22 protein-coding genes are annotated in these 20,117 nt (G+C 71.3%); 14 read left to right on the forward strand and 8 right to left on the reverse strand.

Going from position 1 to position 20,117, the window contains the following annotated elements; translation table 11 throughout:
• Positions 1-2: 2 nt before the first annotated feature.
• From ICW72_RS19485 to ICW72_RS19505, 5 genes are read right to left on the reverse strand one after another with little or no spacing between them, the layout of a single operon-like run.
• Positions 3-851, reverse strand: a complete 849-nt coding sequence (locus tag ICW72_RS19485; protein ID WP_191084181.1) for an ABC transporter permease — start codon at positions 849-851, stop codon at positions 3-5.
• Positions 848-1,942, reverse strand: coding sequence for an ABC transporter ATP-binding protein (locus ICW72_RS19490; protein WP_191084182.1), 1,095 nt, complete (start codon positions 1,940-1,942; stop codon positions 848-850). Before ICW72_RS19490 ends, ICW72_RS19485 begins: the two co-directional genes overlap by 4 nt.
• Complete coding sequence (locus tag ICW72_RS19495; RefSeq protein WP_191084183.1) at positions 1,939-2,709, reverse strand: class II aldolase/adducin family protein; 771 nt, start codon at positions 2,707-2,709, stop codon at positions 1,939-1,941. Before ICW72_RS19495 ends, ICW72_RS19490 begins: the two co-directional genes overlap by 4 nt.
• Positions 2,709-3,647 (reverse strand): 2-hydroxyacid dehydrogenase, encoded by a 939-nt coding sequence (locus ICW72_RS19500; RefSeq protein ID WP_191084184.1) that lies wholly within the window; start codon positions 3,645-3,647, stop codon positions 2,709-2,711. Before ICW72_RS19500 ends, ICW72_RS19495 begins: the two co-directional genes overlap by 1 nt.
• Before the next feature lie 15 nt (positions 3,648-3,662).
• The gene (locus tag ICW72_RS19505; RefSeq protein WP_191084185.1) at positions 3,663-4,769 is read right to left on the reverse strand and encodes an extracellular solute-binding protein; all 1,107 of its coding nucleotides are present in this window, start codon (positions 4,767-4,769) and stop codon (positions 3,663-3,665) included.
• 198 nt (positions 4,770-4,967) lie between these two features.
• Between ICW72_RS19505 and ICW72_RS19510 the strand changes: the two genes are divergently transcribed.
• The 6 genes from ICW72_RS19510 to ICW72_RS19535 all read left to right on the forward strand — a co-directional run bounded on the left by ICW72_RS19510 (position 4,968) and on the right by ICW72_RS19535 (position 10,647).
• Entirely contained in the window at positions 4,968-6,587 is a 1,620-nt protein-coding gene (locus ICW72_RS19510; RefSeq protein ID WP_223880704.1) for an amidohydrolase, read from the forward strand.
• A 118-nt stretch (positions 6,588-6,705) separates the two neighbouring features.
• On the forward strand, positions 6,706-8,010 hold the full coding sequence (locus ICW72_RS19515; protein WP_191084187.1) for an LLM class flavin-dependent oxidoreductase: 1,305 nt from the start codon (positions 6,706-6,708) through the stop codon (positions 8,008-8,010).
• Between the two features lie 13 nt (positions 8,011-8,023).
• On the forward strand, positions 8,024-9,340 hold the full coding sequence (locus ICW72_RS19520; RefSeq protein ID WP_191084188.1) for an NtaA/DmoA family FMN-dependent monooxygenase: 1,317 nt from the start codon (positions 8,024-8,026) through the stop codon (positions 9,338-9,340).
• A 44-nt stretch (positions 9,341-9,384) separates the two neighbouring features.
• Positions 9,385-9,573 carry a DUF3008 family protein gene (locus ICW72_RS19525; RefSeq protein ID WP_191084189.1) on the forward strand — a complete coding sequence of 63 codons (189 nt, stop codon included), beginning with the start codon at positions 9,385-9,387 and terminating at the stop codon, positions 9,571-9,573.
• Positions 9,574-9,632: 59 nt separating this feature from the next.
• Positions 9,633-9,854 (forward strand): DUF2934 domain-containing protein, encoded by a 222-nt coding sequence (locus ICW72_RS19530; protein WP_191084190.1) that lies wholly within the window; start codon positions 9,633-9,635, stop codon positions 9,852-9,854.
• Between the two features lie 145 nt (positions 9,855-9,999).
• The gene (locus ICW72_RS19535; protein ID WP_191084191.1) at positions 10,000-10,647 is read left to right on the forward strand and encodes a hypothetical protein; all 648 of its coding nucleotides are present in this window, start codon (positions 10,000-10,002) and stop codon (positions 10,645-10,647) included.
• Positions 10,648-10,664: 17 nt separating this feature from the next.
• On the opposite strand, the gene ICW72_RS19540 is transcribed toward ICW72_RS19535, so the two are convergent.
• Genes ICW72_RS19540 through ICW72_RS19550 form a run of 3 tightly spaced genes read right to left on the reverse strand, consistent with a single transcriptional unit; the run spans position 10,665 to position 13,478 of the window.
• A complete protein-coding gene (locus ICW72_RS19540) occupies positions 10,665-12,086 on the reverse strand; it encodes an FAD/NAD(P)-dependent oxidoreductase (RefSeq protein ID WP_191084192.1) in 1,422 nt (473 codons plus the stop codon).
• Positions 12,083-12,376, reverse strand: coding sequence for a (2Fe-2S)-binding protein (locus ICW72_RS19545; protein WP_191084193.1), 294 nt, complete (start codon positions 12,374-12,376; stop codon positions 12,083-12,085). Before ICW72_RS19545 ends, ICW72_RS19540 begins: the two co-directional genes overlap by 4 nt.
• The gene (locus ICW72_RS19550; RefSeq protein WP_191084194.1) at positions 12,357-13,478 is read right to left on the reverse strand and encodes an NAD(P)/FAD-dependent oxidoreductase; all 1,122 of its coding nucleotides are present in this window, start codon (positions 13,476-13,478) and stop codon (positions 12,357-12,359) included. Before ICW72_RS19550 ends, ICW72_RS19545 begins: the two co-directional genes overlap by 20 nt.
• Positions 13,479-13,567: 89 nt before the next feature.
• Here ICW72_RS19550 and ICW72_RS19555 point away from each other — a divergent pair, with 89 nt between their 5' ends.
• Genes ICW72_RS19555 through mnhG form a run of 8 tightly spaced genes read left to right on the forward strand, consistent with a single transcriptional unit; the run spans position 13,568 to position 19,999 of the window.
• Positions 13,568-14,041 (forward strand): PTS sugar transporter subunit IIA, encoded by a 474-nt coding sequence (locus ICW72_RS19555; protein WP_191084195.1) that lies wholly within the window; start codon positions 13,568-13,570, stop codon positions 14,039-14,041.
• A gap of 6 nt (positions 14,042-14,047) precedes the next feature.
• On the forward strand, positions 14,048-16,045 hold the full coding sequence (locus tag ICW72_RS20875) for a proton-conducting transporter transmembrane domain-containing protein (protein ID WP_223880705.1): 1,998 nt from the start codon (positions 14,048-14,050) through the stop codon (positions 16,043-16,045).
• Complete coding sequence (gene mbhE / locus ICW72_RS20880) at positions 15,949-16,965, forward strand: hydrogen gas-evolving membrane-bound hydrogenase subunit E (RefSeq protein ID WP_232370753.1); 1,017 nt, start codon at positions 15,949-15,951, stop codon at positions 16,963-16,965. The genes ICW72_RS20875 and mbhE overlap by 97 nt, the downstream gene beginning before the upstream one ends.
• Positions 16,965-17,309, forward strand: coding sequence for a Na+/H+ antiporter subunit C (locus ICW72_RS19565; RefSeq protein WP_191084196.1), 345 nt, complete (start codon positions 16,965-16,967; stop codon positions 17,307-17,309). Before mbhE ends, ICW72_RS19565 begins: the two co-directional genes overlap by 1 nt.
• Entirely contained in the window at positions 17,306-18,883 is a 1,578-nt protein-coding gene (locus tag ICW72_RS19570) for a monovalent cation/H+ antiporter subunit D (RefSeq protein ID WP_191084197.1), read from the forward strand. Before ICW72_RS19565 ends, ICW72_RS19570 begins: the two co-directional genes overlap by 4 nt.
• Positions 18,880-19,368, forward strand: a complete 489-nt coding sequence (locus ICW72_RS19575) for a Na+/H+ antiporter subunit E (protein ID WP_191084198.1) — start codon at positions 18,880-18,882, stop codon at positions 19,366-19,368. The genes ICW72_RS19570 and ICW72_RS19575 overlap by 4 nt, the downstream gene beginning before the upstream one ends.
• Positions 19,365-19,646, forward strand: a complete 282-nt coding sequence (locus ICW72_RS19580) for a K+/H+ antiporter subunit F (protein ID WP_191084199.1) — start codon at positions 19,365-19,367, stop codon at positions 19,644-19,646. The genes ICW72_RS19575 and ICW72_RS19580 overlap by 4 nt, the downstream gene beginning before the upstream one ends.
• Positions 19,643-19,999, forward strand: a complete 357-nt coding sequence (gene mnhG / locus ICW72_RS19585) for a monovalent cation/H(+) antiporter subunit G (RefSeq protein WP_191084200.1) — start codon at positions 19,643-19,645, stop codon at positions 19,997-19,999. The genes ICW72_RS19580 and mnhG overlap by 4 nt, the downstream gene beginning before the upstream one ends.
• Positions 20,000-20,117: the final 118 nt, after the last annotated feature.

Raw genomic sequence — 20,117 nt, forward strand, 5'->3', positions numbered from 1 at the left:
GCTCAGCCCCCCCCGCTGCCGAACATGCGCCGCAGGTCCACCACCCGGGAAAAGACCAGCAGCGTGACCATGATGGCCACCACCAGCATGGTCGCCATCATGGTGCCCAGCCCCCAGCGGATCAGGTCCAGGATCTGCAGCGCGATCCACTCCGCCACCATCAGCGTGCGGCCGCCGCCCAGGATGGCGGGCGTGATGTAGAAGCCCAGCGAGAAGATGAAGACCAGCACGCCGGCCGCGATCACGCCGGGCATGGAGAGCGGCAGGAAGACCTGGCGGAACACCTGCCCGCGCGAGGCGCCAAGCCCCCGCGCGGCCGCCAGCAGCCGCATGTCGATCTCGCGCATGGAGGCCAGCATGGGCAGCACCGCGAAGGGCACCATGTAGTGCACCATGCCGACCAGGATGCCGAATTCGTTCCACACCAGCGGCAGCGGTTCGCTGATCACGCCCGCCTGCATCAGCGTGTTGTTCACCAGCCCTTGGCGGCGCAGCAGCGTGACCCAGGCGAAGGCCCGCACCAGCACCGAGATCCACAACGGCACCAGCACCGCCAGGATCCACCAGTTGCGCGCCCGCGGCGAGGCGAGGGTGATGGCATAGGCGATGGCATAGCCCAGCAGCAGCGCGAAGGCGGTGGTCAGCAGGCAGATGCGCAGCGTGGTGAAGATGACGCGCTGGATGCCCTCCGAGGTCAGCAGGCGTTCGTAATTGCCGAGGCCCGGCTCGGGCTCGGTGAAGGAGATGGTCAGCACCTGCGCGATGGGCGCCACGTAGAAGAACAGCACCAGCGCCACGGCGGGCAGCAGCAGCAGCCACCAGCCCAGGCTCGCGCGGCCGGAGGCCGTCATGGCGCGTCCTCCTCGACCGGCACGGCGGCATCGGCCGCCCAGCCGAGCCGCACCGGCAGCCCTTCGGCAGGTGCCACGGGCGATTGCCAGGCGGGCAGCACGGCGCGAATTTCGCCCAGATGCGGCGTCTCCACCACCAGCGAGAAGCCGGCGCCCAGATAGGCGAAGGCGCGCACCGTGCCTTCGACCACGTTTTCCGCCGTCTCACCGGCGTTCAGCACCGTGATCTTCTCGGGGCGCAGCGAGAGCAGGGCGCGCCCGCCATCGCGCGGCATGTGGACCGGGCCCGCGAAGCGCACATGGATGCCCTGGCCCGGCGTCTCCAGCAGCATCCCCGCCGCGTCCGGCCCGCGCGCGACGCCGTGCAGGAAGTTCGACTTGCCGAGGAAATCCGCCACGAAGCGGGTGCGTGGGCGTTCATAGAGTTCGCCGGGGCCGCCGAACTGCACCAGCTTGCCATGGTTCAGGATGGCGATGCGGTCCGACAGCGACAGCGCCTCCTCCTGGTCATGCGTGACGTTGACGAAGGTGCGGCCGATGCGCCGGTGCAGCGCCTTCAGCTCCTCCTGGAGTTCGGCGCGCAGCTTCTTGTCGAGCGCAGAAAGGGGTTCGTCCAGCAGAAGCAAATTCGGGTCGAAGACCAGCGCGCGGGCCAGGGCCACGCGCTGCTGCTGCCCGCCGGAAAGCTGCTTGGGCAGGCGCTCCGCGAAGGCCGAAAGCTGCACGAGGTCGAGCGCCGCGCGCACCTTGGCGTCCCGGTCGGCGCGCGACTGGCCGCGCACGCGCAGCGGAAAGGCCACGTTGTCGGCCACGCTCATATGCGGGAACAGCGCATAGCCCTGGAAGACCATGCCGAAATCGCGTTTCTCGGGCGGGAGCGGCGTGATGTCGCGCCCATCCAGCAGCACATGCCCGTCGGTCGGCTCCACGAAGCCCGCCACCGCCATCAGGATGGTGGTCTTGCCGGAGCCGCTCGGGCCCAGCAGCGTCAGGAACTGGCCCTGCTCCACCTCCAGCGAGACATCCTCCACCGCCGTGAAGTCGCCATAGCGCTTGGTCAGCCGGCGCAGCGAAAGGGCGTGGCCCTTCACGACTTGTAGTCCGGCTGCTGGCGGTCGAGCTTGCGGCGCAGCGCCTGCCAGGGCAGCCAGCCCTTGGTGGGGCCGCTGCCGAACTGGTCGCGCGTGCGCTCCACCACCTCGGGCGGCGGCATGGTCAGCGCCTTGCCGCCCGATTGCGCGGCGAGCTGGATTCGGCAGGACTGCTCCAGGTAGTACATGTAGTAGAAGGCCTCGGCCACGGTGCGCCCCACCGTCAGCAGCCCGTGGTTGCGCAGGATCATGCAGTTGTGGCTGCCCAGGTCGCGCACCAGGCGCTGGCGTTCCGACAGGTTGTCGTCCGCCGCGATGCCCTCGTATTCATGGATGGCGACGCGCCCCGCGAATTCGATGCTGATCTGGTTCAGCGGCAGCAGCCCCTGTTCCTGCGCCGCCACCGCCATGCCCGCGATGGTGTGGGTGTGCATGACGCAAGCCGCATCCTCACGCCCGGTGTGGATGGCCGAATGGATGACGAAGCCCGCCGGGTTCACCGGCCAGGAGGTCTCCTGCAAGGGCTCGCCCTCCGCGTCCACGGCGACGAGGGAGGAGGCCGTGACCTCCTCGAACAGCAGCCCATAGGGGTTCACCAGGAACCGATGTCCCGGCCCCGGCAGCCGCACGGACAGGTGCGTGAACACCAGGTCCGTCATGCCGAAATGCGCGATGAGGCGGTAGGCCGCGGCCAGATCCTCGCGCAGCTCCTGTTCGGTCGGCGTGCGGTTGGGGTCGGGGCGGACGGGCGGCGGGGGAAGGGACATCAATAGCCTCGCGCGGGGTCGTAGAGATGGGGAAGCGTCTCGCCACGCTCCAGCGCGGCGATGGCGCGGGCCACGTAGCGCGCGCGCTCGGCGCGGCTGGGCAGGCTGGCCACATGGGGGGTGACGATGATGGAAGGATGCGCCCAGGCCGGGCTGTCGGATGGCAGGGGCTCGGGCGTGAACACGTCCAGCACCGCGCCCGAGAGCTGCCCGGAATCGAGGGCGGCGATGATGTCGGGCAGCACCTGCTGCGCCCCGCGCCCCACCTGCACCAGCCCCGCGCCGCGCGGCAGCTTCGCCAGCAGCGGCGCCGCGAGAAGGCCCTGGGTTTCGGCGGTGGCGGGCAGCAGGCAGACCAGCACGTCGCAGCCGGAGAGGAAGGCGTCACGCTCCTCCGCACCCGCGAAGCACTCGACGCCGGGGATGGATTTGCGGCTGCGCGACCAGCCGCGCACCGGAATGCCCAGCGCACGCAGCATCTCGGCCGAACGCTGGCCCATGGCGCCGAGGCCCATGATGCCCACGGTGCGGTCCGCCGCGGCGAAGGGCGGGTCCACCGCCGCCCATTCCCGCGCGGCCTGGGCCAGCGCCATGCGCCGCGCCTCCTTGGCGAGCGACAGCACGGCCCACACCACGAATTCGCCCATGCGCTGCGTGGCCTCGTCGGGCACGCAGCGCACGATGGGCACGCCCGCCGGCAGGCTCGGATCCGCCACGATGTGATCCACGCCCGCGCCCGAGCCGAAGATGGCGCGCAGCCTGGGCATGGCGGCGAGCCGCCCCGGCTCGGGGTCCCAGACCAACGCGTAGTCCACCATCTCGGGCGTCACGTCCGGGTCATTCCAGTCCCGGACCTCCAGGCCCGGCACCAGGTCACCGAAGCCGCGACGCCATTCCAGGACGGCCTCGGGGCCGCCCGACTTCACCACCAGGATCACGCGAAATACCCTATGTCAGCCGGTCACCATGTCGATGTAGTCGGCATTCACCCGGGCATAGTTCTCACCCCACCAGCGCCCGTTCTGCGCCACCTGCACGGCGGCATTGGCGGGTTCGGTCGGGTTGAAGCGCTTGTATTCCTCGGGGACGAGAGGTGCGGCGGCGGGGTTGGTCGGGCCATTGCCGAAGAACTTCAGCAATTCCACCTGCTGCTCGGCATTGGCCAGCATCGAGGCCAGCAGCCGCTGCGCCGCCGCCCCCGCCGGGTTGCCGCGGGGCATGACGAAGATGCCGGGCTGCAGGATGCCCTGGTTCCAGATGAACTTGAACCGCCCGTTGCTCTCCTGCTCCAGCACCTTGGCGCGGGTGTGCCAGATCTGGCCCATCACCGCCTCGCCCGTGCGGATGAACTGCTCCGACTCCGCGCCCGAGGTCCAGAAGACCAGGTTGCGCCGGATTTCCCGCACGCGAGCGAGCGAGGCGCGCACATCCAGCGGATAGAGTTCCGACAAGGGCCGGCCCAGCGACATCTGCGCCGCGTCCAGCGCGCCCGCCGCGTCACGCCGCAGCAGCCGCGTGCCGGGGAAGCGGCGAAGGTCCCAGAAATCCGCCCAGCTTGTGGGCGCGGTCTGGAATTTCGTGCTGTCATAGACCAGCACATTGCTGAAGGAATACGGCGCCGCGCCATGTTCGAGCGCGAAGGTCGGCCCGATCACGTGCTCGCGGTTCACCACGCTGTAGTCCACCGGCGTCAGCAAATTCATGCCGCCCAGCAGGAAGGCGGAGGTGGCGGAGCTGTCGCAGAGGTCCCAGGTGACGCGCCCGCTCTCCACCATGGAACGGATGCGGCCGGCCGAGGGCCCCGTGCTGTCCTGCACGACGCGGAAGCCCGGATTGGCGGCCATGAAGGGCTCGCCATAGAAGCGGCCAAAGGCCTGGTTGGCCATGCCGCCCCAGTTCACCATCACGATGTTCTGCGGCGTCTGCGCCCCGGCCTCGCCGGCCAATGCCGCGCTGAGGCCGAGGGCGGCGAGCCCCGCCAGCAGCGTGCGGCGGTCCATCTCCCCGCGCCGGTATTTCGCCAGCGCCAATTCGACGCAATCCTGCTGGAAGCTCTGCATCCGTCTCTCCTGCCCGTGCCTGTCGGGTGCGCGGCGGTGTTTTCGCACGGCGCAGCCATCCCAGACGCAACTCGATGGTTGCCGTGGCGCCAGCGTCAGTCTCCCGGGCCGGATCAGACCACGGCGCGGCGCGGGCCGCAATCATGGCGATGCGCGACGCCTTGGGGCTAGGCTGCCCCACCCTGTCCGGAGATGCGCATGAACGCCGAATTCGTCCTGCTCAACGCCCGCATCGCGACCATGGGGGGGCAGGGGGACATCATCGGCGGGCTGGCGTCCATGGGCGGGCGCATCGTCGCCATGGGCGAGGATTTCGCCATGCGCCAGCATATCGGCCCCGGCACGCGGGTGCTGGATGCGGGGGGTGCCCGCGTCATTCCCGGCATCGTGGACAGTCATTGCCACCCGGACGCCTATGCGGTGCGGCTGAAGGGCTGGACGCTGGTCTCGCCCGACCGCGTGGCCAGCCGCGAGGCGCTGCTCGCCACCATCCACCGCGTCTGCGCGGCACTCCCGCCCGGCCGCTGGGGCGCCTTCTACCGGCTGAACGAGCGGGCCTCCGGCGGCTATCCGACGCGCGAGGAGTTGGACGTGGCCGGCGCCGGCCGCCCGGTCTTCATCCTGCGCACGGACGGGCATATGGGCCTCGCCAACCGCGCCGCCTTCGCCGCCTGCGGCCTGCCCGATGACGTGGCGGACCCGCCCTTCGGCGCCTTCGGCCGCGACCCCGCGACGGGCGCGCTCACCGGCCTGGTGCGCGAGACGGCGGCGCATATCTTCCTCGACGCCATTCACGCCACCGACCGCGAATCGGACATCATGGACGGCATGGAGATGGTGCAGGACCAGTGCCTCGCCCATGGCATCACCTCGGTCGGCAACGCGCTGACGCCCACCCAGGCCATCCGCGCCTTCCAGGCCATGCGGCGCGAGGGGCGGTTTCGCATGCGCCTTGGCATCATGGCCTCGGGCCGCGACGTGCCGCTGGTGCCGCATCTGATCGGGGCGGGAATCCGGTCGGGCTTCGGCGATGAATGGCTGCGGCTGATCGGCGTGGAATGGTGCCCGGATTGCTCCACCTCCGGCCGCACCGCCGCCTATTGGGAGCCCTATCTCGGCACCCCCGTGCCCGGCGAGCCCGTGCCCAACACCGGCATGCTGCTCTACGACAAGGAGGACCTGACCCAGCGCGTCACCGCCGCCCACAAGGCCGGGCTGCAGGTGATGATCGAGGGCGTGGGCGACCGCGGCATTGATTTCGCGCTGGACGTGATGGAGGCGGCATTGGCCGCCCACCCGGTGCAGGACCACCGGATGCGCGTGGAACATTGCTGCTTCGTGACGCCCGCCATCCTGGCGCGGCTGAAGCGCGGTGGCTTTATCGACTCGAGCGCGACCGGCTTCATGGACGAGCTGGGCGAGGCCTATGTCGCCAATCGCGGCCAGGCGGCCATGCGCCACATGTGGCCGCACCGCAGCCTGATCGCCGCGGGCGTGCCCGCGCCCGGCCATTCGGATTTCGCGGTGTGCCGCGTGAACCCCTTCACCGCGCTGGGCGCCATGGTCACGCGCCGGACCCAGACGGGTGCCGACCTCGATGCCAGCGAGGCCATCACGCCGCGGGAGGCGCTGGCCGCCTACACCACGCTGGGCGCCTTCGCGCAGCGCGAGGAAGCCGACAAGGGCAGCCTGGACATCGGCAAGCTCGCGGATTTCGCCGTGCTCGACACCGATATCCTGGAATGCGACCCCGCCGCCATCCGCGACACGCGTGTCACCGCCACCGTGGTCGGCGGCGTGGTGCGGCACGGGGGGTGACGCGTGGCATCGCGTGGCGCATAGTCGCGCCAACGACGCCAGAACAACGCACGGCCCTTCAGCCTGAACCAGGAGGCCGCTTGTCCATCGTCCCGCCCGCATCGGGCTGCGCCGCGCCATGACCGCGCGCCGGATGCACCTGCTGGCCTATCTCAAGACGGGCCCCACCGCGAACCACCCGGGCGCTTGGCGCCACCCGGCCGCCGCGCTGGACGACATCTTCGAGCCCGCGCGCTACGAGCACATCGCGCGCGTGCTGGAGGCGGCGCGCTTCGATGGCTGCTTCTATGCCGACACCTTCGGCCTGCAGGACATCCATGGCGGCAATTTCGACGCGACGCTGCGCCATGGCGGGCAGATCAGCTACCTCGACCCCATGATGGTGCTGCCCATCATGGCGCGCGCCACGCGGCACCTCGGGCTGGGGGCGACACTCTCCACCAGCTTCGCCCATCCCTACGCGCTGGCGCGCAGCCTCGCTTCGCTGGACCATCTCAGCGGCGGGCGCGCGGCGTGGAACGTGGTCACCTCGGCCACCGACCTCGAAGCGCGCAACTTCGGCATGGACGGCATCCCGCCCAAGCACGAACGCTATGACCGCGCCGATGAGGCGCTGGAGGCCTGCTGCGCGCTCTGGGACGGCTGGGAGGAAAGCGCGCTGGTGAAGGACCGAGCGGCCGGCGTCTTCGTGGACCCCTCCCGCGTGCACTATACCAACTACGAGGGCCGTTTCGTCCGCACGCGCGGGCCGCTTTCCATCCCGCGCAGCCCGCAGGGGCGACCGGTGCTGATGCAGGCCGGCTCCTCCGAGCGCGGCCGCGAATTCGCCGCGCGCTGGGCCGAGATCATCTTCATGACGCCCCATCTGCGCGAGGACGCCATCGCCTTTCGCGCCGACATGCATGCGCGCCTCGCCGCCGCCGGCCGCGCGCCCGAGAGCTGCAAGATCATGCCCAGCTTCGCCCTGGTGCTGGCCGAGACGGACAGCATCGCGCGCGAGAAGCACGAATACCTGCAATCCCTCATCACGCCCGACGCGCAGATGATGCTGAACTCCGCCCTGGTGGGCGTGGACCTCTCCCGCCATCGCACCGCCGAGGAAGTCGCCGCCGCCCAGGGCAACCAGGGCATCGCGGGCAGCACCGACCGCGTGCTGGCCCAGGCCCGCGCCGAGGGTCTGGGCTTCGCGGAAGCGGCGGCGAAGCCCCGCGGCCTGCTGGTCGGTTCCGCCACCACCGTCGCCGACATGCTGGAGGAATGGTTCACCACCGAGGCCTGCGACGGCTTCATCTTCTGGCCCACCGTCTTCCCCGCCATGTTCGAGGAGGTGGCCCGCCTCCTCGTGCCCGAACTCCAGCGCCGCGGGCTGTTCCGCCGCGACTATGCCGGCGCCACGCTGCGCCAGAATCTCGCTTCCCCATGAAAGGCCGCTTGCGATGACCCGTCCCTTCCATCTCGGCTGGTTCCTCCAGGGCTCCTCCGTCCAGGCATGGGGCGAGCCCTGGACCGGCGCCATCGGGCGCGACTGGATGGTGCCGGAGCTGTTCTGCGACCTGGCCCGCGCGCTGGAACGCGCCCGCTTCGACTATGTGCTGATCGAGGACAGTTCCTATATCGGCGAGAGCTATGCGGGCTCGCGCGAGATCTACCTGCACCACGGCCTCTCCGTGCCGCGCCAGGACCCGAGCGTGATCGCGACGCTGATGGCGGCGGCGACGAAGCATATCGGCATCGTTCCCACGCTCTCCACCTTCGCCTATCCGCCCTACCTGCTGGCGCGGCTGGTGGCGTCGCTCGACCAGGTTTCCTCGGGCCGCATCGGCTGGAACATGGTCACCGGCAGCAGCGATTTCGCGGCGATGAACTACGGCATGGACGGCATGCCACCGCACGATCTGCGCTATGACATGGCCGATGAATACATGGCCGCCGTGAACGCGCTGTGGGACAGCTGGGAGCCGGGCGCCATCCTGGCCGACACGCAATCGGGCGTGCTGGTGGACCACACCAAGGTCCATGCGCCGAACTTCGCGGGGCAGTGGTACAAGACGCGCGGGCCGCTCAATTCCGGCCCCTGCCCGCAGGGGCGGCCCGTCATCGCGCAGGCGGGCGGCAGCCCGCGCGGCCGCCGCTTCGCCGCCACCCATGCGGACACGGTGGTGGCGCAGGTGAAGGGCGCGGCGGGCATGAAGGCCTATCGCGACGATGTGCGCGCCCACGCCGTGGCGCAGGGCCGCAACCCGGATGACGTGAAGATCCTCTTCCTCGTCACGCCCACGCTGGGCGACACGATGGAGGAAGCCCAGCTTCGCCTGCGCCAGCGCCGCGCCCGCATCGAGGCCCAGGTGCCTCAGATGCTGGCCTTCTTCGGCAAGATCACCAACATTGATTTCGGCCAGATGGACCTCGACACGCCCGTGGACCAGATGGAGCTGACCACCAACGGCCACCAGCAATCGCTCGACGAGTTCAAGCGCTTCGCCGGCAAGCGCAGCCTGCGCGAGGCCATGCTGGCCTATCGCGGCAATCCGGGCTCGGTGGACCTGGTCGGCACGCCCGACGCCGTGGCCTCGCAGATGGAGGAAGCCATGCAGGAGGCGGGCGGCGACGGCTTCCTGCTCTCCATGAACGATGTCAGCCGCCGCGCGGTGGCCGAGGTGGCGGATGGGCTGGTGCCGGCGCTGCAGGCGCGCGGCCTGGTGCGCCGCGAATACGCCCATGCGCATTTCCGCGACAATCTACGGGAATTCTGAACCGCGCGCCTCTTCGCCGGTTCATGCCGGCGAGGAGGCTTCCCATGCCCGCCAAGTCCAAGCAGCAGCAGAAGGCCGCCGGCGCCGCGCTCGCCGCCAAGCGCGGCGACATGCCGAAATCACGCCTCAAGGGCGCCTCGAAATCCATGGCCGAGAGCATGGACGAAGGCGAACTGAAGAAGATGGCCCAGGCCAAGCGTTCCGAACTGCCGCGGCGCGACCACAAGGATTGAGCGCAACGCACACGGCGCCCCCGCGTTTCTGCGGCTGGAATGACTGCAAGGAGACAGCGATGTCCGGTGCCACCGCCCTGAAGGAAACGCGCCTCGATGCCGAGGCCCATGCGCTGTGGGTCGCCGCCGGTTCCCCCGCCGGCGGGCCGGAAGCCTTCCGCGAGGAGGCGTTGCGCCAGATTTCCGAGGCCGAGACGGCCGTGGACGAGGCCAGCGCCGAAAGCTTCCCGGCCAGTGACCCGCCGGCGCATACCGGCATCACCGGCCCCGAGCGCGGCTGATCCGCCGCGCGAGGTTGTCCCGCAGCCCTCGCTGCCTGTAGAACCCCAGCGTCAGGCCCGCCGCATCGCGGTCGGCCATGCCGGGATGGGGTAAGCTGTGCGTAGGAGACGGGGCAGCAGGGGCCGGCAGAACTGGTGGCCCCTTGTGAAATGGCTGACTGTGGCGGGTATCTTCGTCGCGATCGGCTATGCGGCGCACCAGGCCGGCACCCAGCTCGCCCGCCTCGAAGTGGAGCGGCTGGAGGTGAACCTCCAGCGCGCCCTCGCCACCCAGCGTGACCTCGAACAGCGCAACCGCGACCTCCAGGCCGAACGTGACACCGCCCGCACGGCTCTGGCCGCGCTGCGCCAGCGCTATGACCGCGAGGTGCCCCAGGGCGATATGGCCACGCTCTTCGCGCGGCTGCGCGAACGGCTGGACGCGGGGCTGACGCCCGCGCGCATGGCCGACGCCATCGCCCGTGCCGAACCCGCCACCCGCTGCGACGGGCCCGTGGTGTCGCGCCGCTTCCGCATCGGCATTGGGCCGCGCGGCGCGGAGGATGACGGCACCAGCTTCGCCGAAGGCATGATCACCGTGCGCGCTGTCGCCCCCGCCACAGCCTCGGATCTGAACGCCGCCACTGTCGTCACCTTCGCAGGGTTGGGGGTGGAGGGCGGCAGCGTCAGCATGACGGGCCTTCCCTCCGAGGCGAGCCTCATGCTCGGCAACACCGAGATGCGCCTGGTGGTGGGGCCGAGCGGCGTGCCCGGCTTCGCAGCCGCCAGCCTGACCACCTGCCGGCCGCGCTGAGGCGCCCCAACCAGCCGCTAACGCCCTTCCACCGCCGCGCGCTCGGCCTCCGTGCTGTCCATGGCCGCGATCTCGGCCAGGGTCACGGGCTTCACCGGCGGGCGGATGCGGAGCGGCTTGATGCTGCCAGGCGCCACGCCCCGCGCGGCCGCGATGGTCTCCACCACCGTCAGCATGCACATGCGCCCCTGGCAGGGGCCCATGCCGCAACGCAGGAAGGCCTTGGCCTGGTTGGGGCCGGTGGCGCCCAGGCGCACGGCCTCGCGCAGCGCCGCCCCCGTCACCTCCTCGCAGCGGCAGGCGATGGCCTCGTCCGACGCCACACGGAAGCCGGGCGCCGGGAGATACAGCGCATCGAGAAAGGCGCGCCCGCGCCGCCAGCGCGCGCTGGCGGCCTGGTGCGGCGCGGCGGCGGCATCCCGCGCCGCGCCGTCCAGCGCGCCCAGCGCGTGCAGCGCCGCCAGCGCGGCGAGATGCCCCGAGGCCTCCGCCGCCTCCGCGCCCGCGATGCCGGCCGTGTCCCCCGCGATGGCAATTCCCGGGAGGTTCGTCTCGCCCCAGGCGTCGGTGCGCGGCGTGAAGCAGGCCTGGGCCTCGTCCCAGCCCAGTTCGCAGCCCGCGGCCTGGGCCAGGTTCGTCTGCGGCACCACGCCCTGGTGCAGCAGCACGCGGTCGGCCCGCGCGGTCCCGCCGGGCCAGATCACCTCCAGGCCGCCATCGGCCTGGCGGATGGACAGCGACGCCACGCCCGATACCACCCGCACCCCCCGCCGCACCCGCGCCAGCAGCCCCGCCCCCTTGGCCGCGTAGGGTGAGCGCAGGAAGCCCCAGAGATGCGGCAGCGCCGCCCGCCAATTCGCCCGCGGCGTGGTGTCCAGCAGCAGCGCGGGCGGGCTGCCCGCCGCGATCAGCTGCGCCGCGTAGAGCCACAGCAGCGGCCCGCACCCCGCCATGACCACGCGCCCCTCCGGCACCAGCCCCTGCGCCTTCAGCAGGGTCTGCGCCGCGCCCACGCTCATCACGCCGGGCAGGGTCCAGCCGGGGATGGGCATGGGCCGTTCCAGCGCGCCGGTGGCGATGATGACGCGCCGCGCCGTCACCATGCGCGCCGCGCCCCCCGCCGAGACGCCAACCCGCCGCGCCGCGTCCAGGTGCCAGACGGTGGCGCCCGGCAGGAACTCCACCTCGGCCCGCGCGGCCGCCGCGGCCAGCGCGCGCCCCGCTGCCGGCACCCCTGCCAGGGCCGGCACGGCGGCGAGCGGCGAGGCCTCCACGCCCCGATGCACCTGCCCGCCCATGCCCGGGTTCTCGTCCAGCCAGAGCACGGACAGGCCGCGCCCGCCCGCCGTGGCCGCCGCCGCCATCCCGGCCGGGCCCGCGCCGATGATGACGAGGTCATAGCCCTCGCGCAGCGACGCGACGTCCGCCAGGCGCCTCACGCCTCCGCCTCCCGCTTCCCGCGCTGGCGGCGCACCTCCATCCCCGCCCGCAGCTTCACGAGGCAGGCCTGGCGGTTGCCCACGCCATCAATCATCACCAGGCAGTCGAAGCAGACGCCCATCATGCACCAGGGTCCGCGCGGCGCGCCGGAGACGCCCGTCTCGCGCGTCGCGGCATGGCCCAGCGCCAGCAGGGCGGCGGCCACGCTGTCGCCCTCGCGCCCTTCCACCGCCTCGCCCTCGAAGGTGAAGGGCAGGGGGGTGGCGCCCTCATGCAGCCGACGGAACATCGAACCTCCGCGCGCTGAAGGCGGCGACCGAGTCCTCCAGCCCCCCGCCCGCGATCATGGGCGCCAGCACCTCGGAATGCGCGGCCGCCAGCGTTACGCCGCTGTGGCAGGTGACGAGGAAGGCGCCGGGGGCCGTCGCGCTCTCGTCATAGACCGGGAAGCCATCCTTCGACATGACGCGCAGCGCGCCCCAGCTGCGGACGATGTTCAAGCCGCCCAGCACCGGGAACATCCGCGCCGCGCGCCGGGCCATGGCGGCCAGCACGCCAGGGCCCACGGCCTCGTCCACCGGGTTCTCCTCCTTGCTGTCGCCGATCATCACGCTGCCCTCATCCGTCTGGCGGAGGGTGGCGACGGGGTGGCGCAGGAAGGGGGTGGTGCGCTCGGTCACCATCACCTGGCCGCGCTGCGGCCGCACCGGGGCGGTGAGCCCCACCATGGGCGCCAGCGCGGCATTGCCCAGCCCCGCCGCCAGCACGACGCGCCCGGCCTCGATCTCGCCCTGCGCCGTCGTGAGGCGGAAGCCGCCCCCCGGAAGCGGCGCGATGTCCCGCACCGGATGGTCCGGCAGGTAGGTGGCACCGCGGGCCAGCGCGCTGGTGTGCAGCGCGCGGAACAGCCGCAGCGAGTTCACATGCCCATCCAGCGGGCAGAAGACGCCCCCCACCACATCCCGCCCCAACCCGGGCATGGCGCGGGCGATGCGGTCATGGTCCTGCACCTCCCAGGGGATGGGCTCCCAGCCCGGCTGGTTGTGCATGCGCATCATGGCGGCGCGGCGGCGGTCCAGCTCCTCCTCCGAGAGGCAGAGCGAATAGCCCCCGGGCTGGGCCAGCGACACGTCATGCCCCGTCTCCGCGCGCAGCGCCGCCGCGAAGCCTGGCCAGAGCGCCGCGCTGCCCGTGGTCCAGGCGCCATAGCGCGCCATGCCGAGCCCCTTGGACTGCACCCAGACCAGGGCGAAGTTGCCGCGGCTGGCGCGCCGGGCCACGTCGCCCTCGTCCAGGATGGCGACGCCGAGGCCCCGTCCCGCCAGCCCCCGTGCCACGGCCAGGCCCACGATGCCGCCGCCCACCACCGCGATGTCGAATGACATTCTCATGCCGGCAGCATGGCCGCGCCGCGTTCCGGTGCAAACCCCGGATGCGGCCCGGCATTGCGGCGGGGGGAGGGGTTGTCTATCTCCAAGGCATGCCCGCCTCCGAGACGAACGTCATCCAGATCGCGCCCACCGACGTGCTGTTGGGCTTCGCCGGCGGCAGCAAGCGCGCCGTGCTGCAATCCCTCGCCGCCGAGGCCGCCCGCCGCCTGAACCTGCCCGAGCGCGAGGTGCTGGACGCCGTGCAGGCGCGCGAGGCGCTGGGCTCCACCGCGCTCGGTCGCGGCGTGGCCCTGCCCCATGCGCGGATGGAGGGCGAAATCCCCCCCACCATGCTTTTCGCCCGCCTGGCCCGCCCCGTGGACTACGAGGCGCGGGACGAGGAGCCGGTGGACCTCGTCATCCTCGTCCTCTGGCCCGCGGCCGAGCCGGAGGGCTTCCTGCCCTCGCTGGCCGAGACCTGCCGCGCGCTGCGCGAACCCCAGACGCTGCGCCGCCTGCGCGCCGCCGCCACGCCGGAGGAGGTCGCTTCCCTGCTCACCCCCAGCCCCGGCCAGGATGGCTGAGGGAGGGTGTCGGACAGCCTCCTCCTCCTCAGCCTCGTCGCGCTGCCCTTCCTGGGCGCACTGGCCGCTTCGCTTCTCGCGACCCATGCGCGCAATGCCGCCGCCTACCTGGCGGGCGGCGTGGCGCTGGCGGGGCTGGCGCTGGTCTGGACGGCCTATCCCACCATCTCCCAGGGCGGCGTGTTGCGGGCGGAATTCGCCTGGGTGCCGCAGCTCGGGCTGAACTTCGTGCTCAGGATGGACGGGCTGGCCTGGCTGTTTGCCGGGATGGTCACGGGCATCGGCGCGCTGGTCGTGGTCTATGCGCGCTACTACATGTCCACCGAAGACCCGGTGCCGCGCTTCTTCGCCTTCCTGCTGGCCTTCATGGGCGCGATGTGCGGGCTGGTGCTGTCGGGCAATCTCATCCAGCTCGCCTTCTTCTGGGAGATGACCTCCCTCTTCTCCTTCCTGCTCATCGGCTACTGGCACCACACCCAGGCGGCGCGGGATGGGGCGCGCATCGCGCTGACGGTCACCGCCACGGGCGGCCTCTGCCTCTTCGCGGGAATGCTGCTGATCGGGCACATCGTCGGCAGCCATGACCTCGACGTGGTGCTGGCCTCGGGCGATGCCATCCGGAACCACCCGCTCTATCTGCCCGCCCTGGTGCTGGTGCTGTTGGGGGCGCTGACCAAGAGCGCGCAATTCCCCTTCCACTTCTGGCTGCCGCACGCCATGGCGGCCCCCACCCCCGTCTCGGCCTATCTGCATTCGGCCACGCTGGTGAAGGTGGGGCTGTTCCTGATGGTGCGGCTCTGGCCCGTCATGGCCGGCACCGACGCCTGGTTCTGGATCGTGGGCACGGCGGGGCTGATCACGCTGCTGGTCGGCGCCTATATCGCCATCTTCCAGCATGACCTGAAGGGGCTGCTGGCCTATTCCACCATCAGCCATCTGGGGCTGATCACGCTGCTGCTCGGGCTGAACAGCCATCTCGGGCTGGTGGCGGCCATCTTCCACATCCTGAACCACGCCACCTTCAAGGCCTCGCTCTTCATGGCGGCGGGCATCATTGATCATGAATCCGGCACGCGTGACATCCGGCGCCTGTCGGGGCTGAACCGCACCATGCCCTTCACGGGGCGCCTCGCCTTGGTGGCGGCCGCGGCCATGGCCGGCGTGCCGCTGCTGAACGGCTTCATCTCGAAGGAGATGTTCTTCGAGGAGGCGCTCTCCGCCGGCGGGCTGCTCGTGCTGCCGCTGGCCGCCATGCTGGCCTCGGCCTTCAGCGTCACCTACTCGCTGCGCTTCATCCACGGCACCTTCTTCGGCCCCGATCCGGAGGGCCTGCCGCGCACGCCGCACGAACCCCCCGCCTGGATGCGCTTCCCCGTCGAGATCCTGGTGCTGGGCTGCATCTTCGTGGGCGTGCTGCCGGCGGCGACGGTGGGGCCCTTCCTCGACCTCGCCGCGCGCTCGGTGCTGGGCGACGCCACGCCCCATTACAGCCTCGCCGTCTGGCACGGCGTGAACCTGCCGCTGGTGATGAGCATGATCGCCCTTGGCGGCGGCGTGCTGCTCTACATGGCCTTGCAGCGCCACCTGCGCAGCGGCATCGAGGGCCCGCCCCTGATCCGTCGCCTGGAGGGGCGGCGTATCTTCGAGCGCGCGCTGGTCTTCCTCTCCTGGCGACTCGCGCGGCGGCTGGAGGGGGTGCTCGGCACGCGGCGCTTGCAGCAGCAGCTGCGCATGGTGCTGTTGCTGGCGCTCGCCGCGGGGGGCTTCGCGGCCTGGCATCGCGGCGTGGGGCCGGGCAACCTGGTGCCGCAGGGGGTGGACCCCATCATCGCCCTCGTCTGGCTGGGGGGGCCGCCTGCGCGCTGGGCGCGGCCTGGCAGGCCAAATTCCACCGCTTCGCCGCCGTCATGCTGCTGGGGGGCGCGGGGCTGGTGGTCTGCATCACTTTCGTGTGGTTCTCGGCGCCGGACCTCGCGCTCACTCAGTTGCTCGTGGAGGTGGTGACGACCGTGCTGCTGGTGCTGGGCCTGCGCTGGCTGCCCAAGCGCATGGACCAGCCGGGGGCCACGGGCGTGGAGGTGGTCACCATCAGCCGCCGCCTGCGCGACCTCGCCATCGCCATCACGGCGGGCCTCGGCATGGCGGCGCTGGCCTTCGCGGTGATGACGCGCACGCCCCCCGAACTGCTGGCCCAGCATTTCCTCGCCCGCGCCTACACGGAGGGCGGCGGCACCAATGTGGTGAACGTGATCCTGGTGGATTTCCGCGCCTTCGACACGCTGGGCGAGATCTTCGTGCTCGGCGCCGTGGCACTCACGGTCTTCGCCCTGCTGCGCCGCTTCCGCCCCGCGCCTGACAGCCTGGACGTGCCCGAGCAGCAGCGCGACCAATCCGCCTGGGACGAAGCCCGCCCCGACCGGCGCGAGGGCGACACGGTGGCCGACTGGCTGCTGGTGCCCTCGGTGCTGACGCGGCTGCTCTTCCCCGTCATCTGCATCCTGGCCGTGCACCTGCTGCTGCGCGGGCATGACCAGCCGGGCGGCGGCTTCGCGGCGGGGCTGGCCGCTTCCATCGCCATCATCCTGCAATACATGATCGGCGGCGCGGCCTGGACCGAGGAGCGGTTGCGCGTGCTGCCGCTGCGCTGGATGGGGGCGGGGCTGCTGCTGGCCGGCGGCGTGGGGCTGGCCTCCATCTTCTTCGGCATGCCCTTCCTGACCACCTATTTCGCCTATGCCGAGCTGCCCTGGATCGGCCGGGTGCCGACGGCCAGCGCGCTGATCTTCGACATCGGTGTCTTCGCCCTGGTGGTGGGGGCCACGGTGCTGATGCTCATCGCGCTGGCTCACCAGTCGGTCCGCGGCCACCGCGCCGAACGCCGGGCCGAGACGGCGCCCCGCGCCCTGGTGCCGGGAGAGGATTGATGGAGCTGGTCGTCGCCATCGGCATCGGGGTGCTGACCGGCTCGGGCGTGTGGCTGCTGCTGCGGCCGCGCACCTTCCAGGTCATCATGGGGCTCTCGCTGCTCTCCTATGCGGTGAACCTCTTCATCTTCTCCACGGGCGGGCTGCGCACCGGCGCGGCCCCGGTGCTGGAACCGGGCGGCGTGGGCGACCTCACCACCCATGCCGACCCGCTGCCCCAGGCGCTGGTGCTGACGGCCATCGTCATCAGCTTCGCCACCACGGCGCTGTTCCTGGTGGTGCTGCTGGCCGCGCGCGGCCTGACGGGCACCGACCATGTGGACGGGCGGGAGCAGGACCGATGACGCATCTCGTCATCGCCCCCATCATCATCCCGCTGCTGGCCGGCGCGCTGATGATGCTGCCGGGCGAGCGGTGGCGCACCCTGCGCACGGTGCTGGGCCTGGCCGCCACCGCCGCGCTGGTGGTGGTGGCGGGGCTGCTGCTGCTGCGCGCCGATGCCGCGGGCGCGGCGGAGGTGCAGCTCTATCGCCTGGGCAACTGGCCTTCCAGCTTCGGCATCGTGCTGGTGCTGGACCGGCTTTCCGCGCTGATGCTGGTGCTGGCTTCGGTGCTGGGCCTCGCCGCCCATGTCTTCGCGCTGGCCCGCTGGGACCGGGCGGGGGCGCATTTCCACCCGCTCTTCCAGTTCCAGCTCATGGGGCTGAACGGCGCCTTCCTGACTGGCGACCTGTTCAACCTCTTCGTCTTCTTCGAGGTGATGCTGGCCGCTTCCTACGGGCTCGCGCTGCACGGCTCGGGCACGGCGCGGGTGCGGGCGGGGCTGCACTACATCGCAATCAACCTCGCGGCCTCGCTGGTCTTCCTGGTGGGCGTCAGCGTCATCTATGGCGTGGCGGGCACGCTGAACATGGCGGACCTCGCGGCCCGCATGCACGACATCGCGGCCGAGGACCGCGCTTTGCTGGAGACGGGCTGCGCCATCCTGGGCGTCGCCTTCCTCATCAAGGCCGCCATGTGGCCGGTGGGCTTCTGGCTGCCCGGCACCTATGGCGCGGCCAGCGCGCCGGCGGCGGCCATCCTCTCCCTGCTGAGCAAGGTGGGCATCTATGCCGTGCTGCGGCTGTGGCTGCTGCTCTTCGGCGACGGCGCGGGGGCGTCGGCGGGCTTCGGTGGCATGTGGCTGATGCTGGGGGGGCTCGCCACCATCGCCTTCGGCTCGCTCGCCGTGCTGGCCACGCAGAACATGGCGCGGCTGGCCGGCGCCTGCGTCATCGTCTCCTCCGGCACGCTGCTGGCGGCCCTGGGCGCGGGGCAGGTGGCGGTGACGGGCGGCGCGCTGTTCTACATGACGAGTTCCGTGCTCGCCATCGGGGCCCTCTTCCTGCTGATCGAACTGATCGAGCGCGGGCGCGAGGTGGGCGCCGACGTGCTGGCCGTGACGCGCGAGGCCTTCGGCGAGGGCGCGGAGGAGGAATACCTGGACGATGACGAGGAGATCGGCGTCGCCATCCCCGCCATCATGGCCCTGCTGGGGCTGGGTTTCATGGCCTGCGCGCTGCTGCTGGCGGGGCTGCCGCCGCTGTCGGGCTTCCTCGCCAAATTCGCCATCCTCGCACCCCTGATCGGCACCGGGGCGGACGGCCTGCCCGCCACCACCTGGGCCGTGCTGGCCGCGCTGATCCTCTCGGGCCTCGCCTGCCTCATCGCCATGACGCGGGTGGGGATGGATGCCTTCTGGGCCGCGCCGGGCGCGCCGCCGCGTGTCGCCATGACCGAGATCCTGCCCGTGGCGGGGCTGCTGGCGCTGTGCCTCGGCCTTACCCTCATGGCGGGGCCGGTGATGCGCTACATGCACGACACGGCGGCGGGGCTGCATGCGCCCGCGGGCTATGTCGGCGGCGTGATGCGGCCATGAGGCGCCTGCTGCCCTTCCCCTGGGTCTCGGCGGCGCTGCTGCTGCTCTGGCTGCTGCTGGCCGGCAGCCTGGGCCCGGGCTCGCTGCTGCTGGGGGCGGGGCTGGCGCTGATGGGCGGCTGGCTGCTTTCCGTGCTGGACCCTGCCCCCACGCGGCTGCGCCGGCCGGTGGCGGCGCTGCGCCTCACCTGGGTCGTGCTGGTGGAGGTGTTCCGTTCCAACAACGCGGTCGCGCGCCTCATCCTGGCGCCCGGCACGCGCGGGCGAAGCTCCGGCTTCGTGCGCATTCCGCTCGACATGCGAAGCCCGGCGGGGTTGGCGGCACTGGCCTGCATCCTGACCGCCACGCCGGGCACCGTCTGGGCCGAGTATGATTCCGCGCGCGGCATCATGCTGCTGCACGTCCTCGACCTGATCGACGAGGCGGAATGGGTGCGGATCATCAAGGACCGCTACGAGGCGCGACTGATGGAGATCTTCGAATGACGGCGATGATCCTCTCCTGGTCGGTCTTTCTCGCGCAGCTCATGCTGGCGCTCGGCATGGGCTGCGCCATCTGGCGCGTGGCGCGGGGGCCCCGCGCGCAGGACCGCGTTCTGGCGCTGGACACCTTCTACGTGCTGGCCGCCATGCTGCTGCTGGTCTTCGGCATCCGCACCGGCAGCGTGGTGTATTTCGAGGCCGCGCTGGTCATCGCCCTGCTGGGCTTCGTGGCCACGGCCGCCCTGTCCAAATTCCTCATGCGCGGCGAGGTGATCGAATGACCCATGCCGAGAGCCTGCCCGGCTGGGCCGCCATCCTGGTCTCGCTGCTGCTGCTGCTGGGGGCGGGGCTGGGCCTGGTGGGCGCCATCGGCCTGCTCAGGCTGCGCAACTTCTATGAGCGTGTGCACGCGCCGACGCTCGGCACCACGCTCGGCATCGGCAGTATTCTTCTGGCCTCCATGCTGTTCTTCACCGTGCTCCAGGCCCGGCCCGTGCTGCACGAGGTGCTGATCGGCGTGTTCATGGTGCTGACCACGCCGGTGACGCTGATGCTGCTGGCCCGCGCCGCCCTCTACCGCGACCGGCGTGAGGGCAGCGCGGAGGTGCCGCGCAGCACGACGGGGGAGGGCTAGAGCGGGATGCGTTGAGGTGGAATCACCGAGAACGCTGAATCCCGCTCTCAACAAAGGTTAGAGCAGGCTGCGTGAACGCATGTGAACGCAGCATGCTCTAGAGGGCGATCCCGCGCAG

It is taken from the genome of Roseococcus microcysteis (assembly GCF_014764365.1).
In the GTDB taxonomy this organism is placed as follows: Bacteria; Pseudomonadota; Alphaproteobacteria; order Acetobacterales; family Acetobacteraceae; genus Roseococcus; species Roseococcus microcysteis.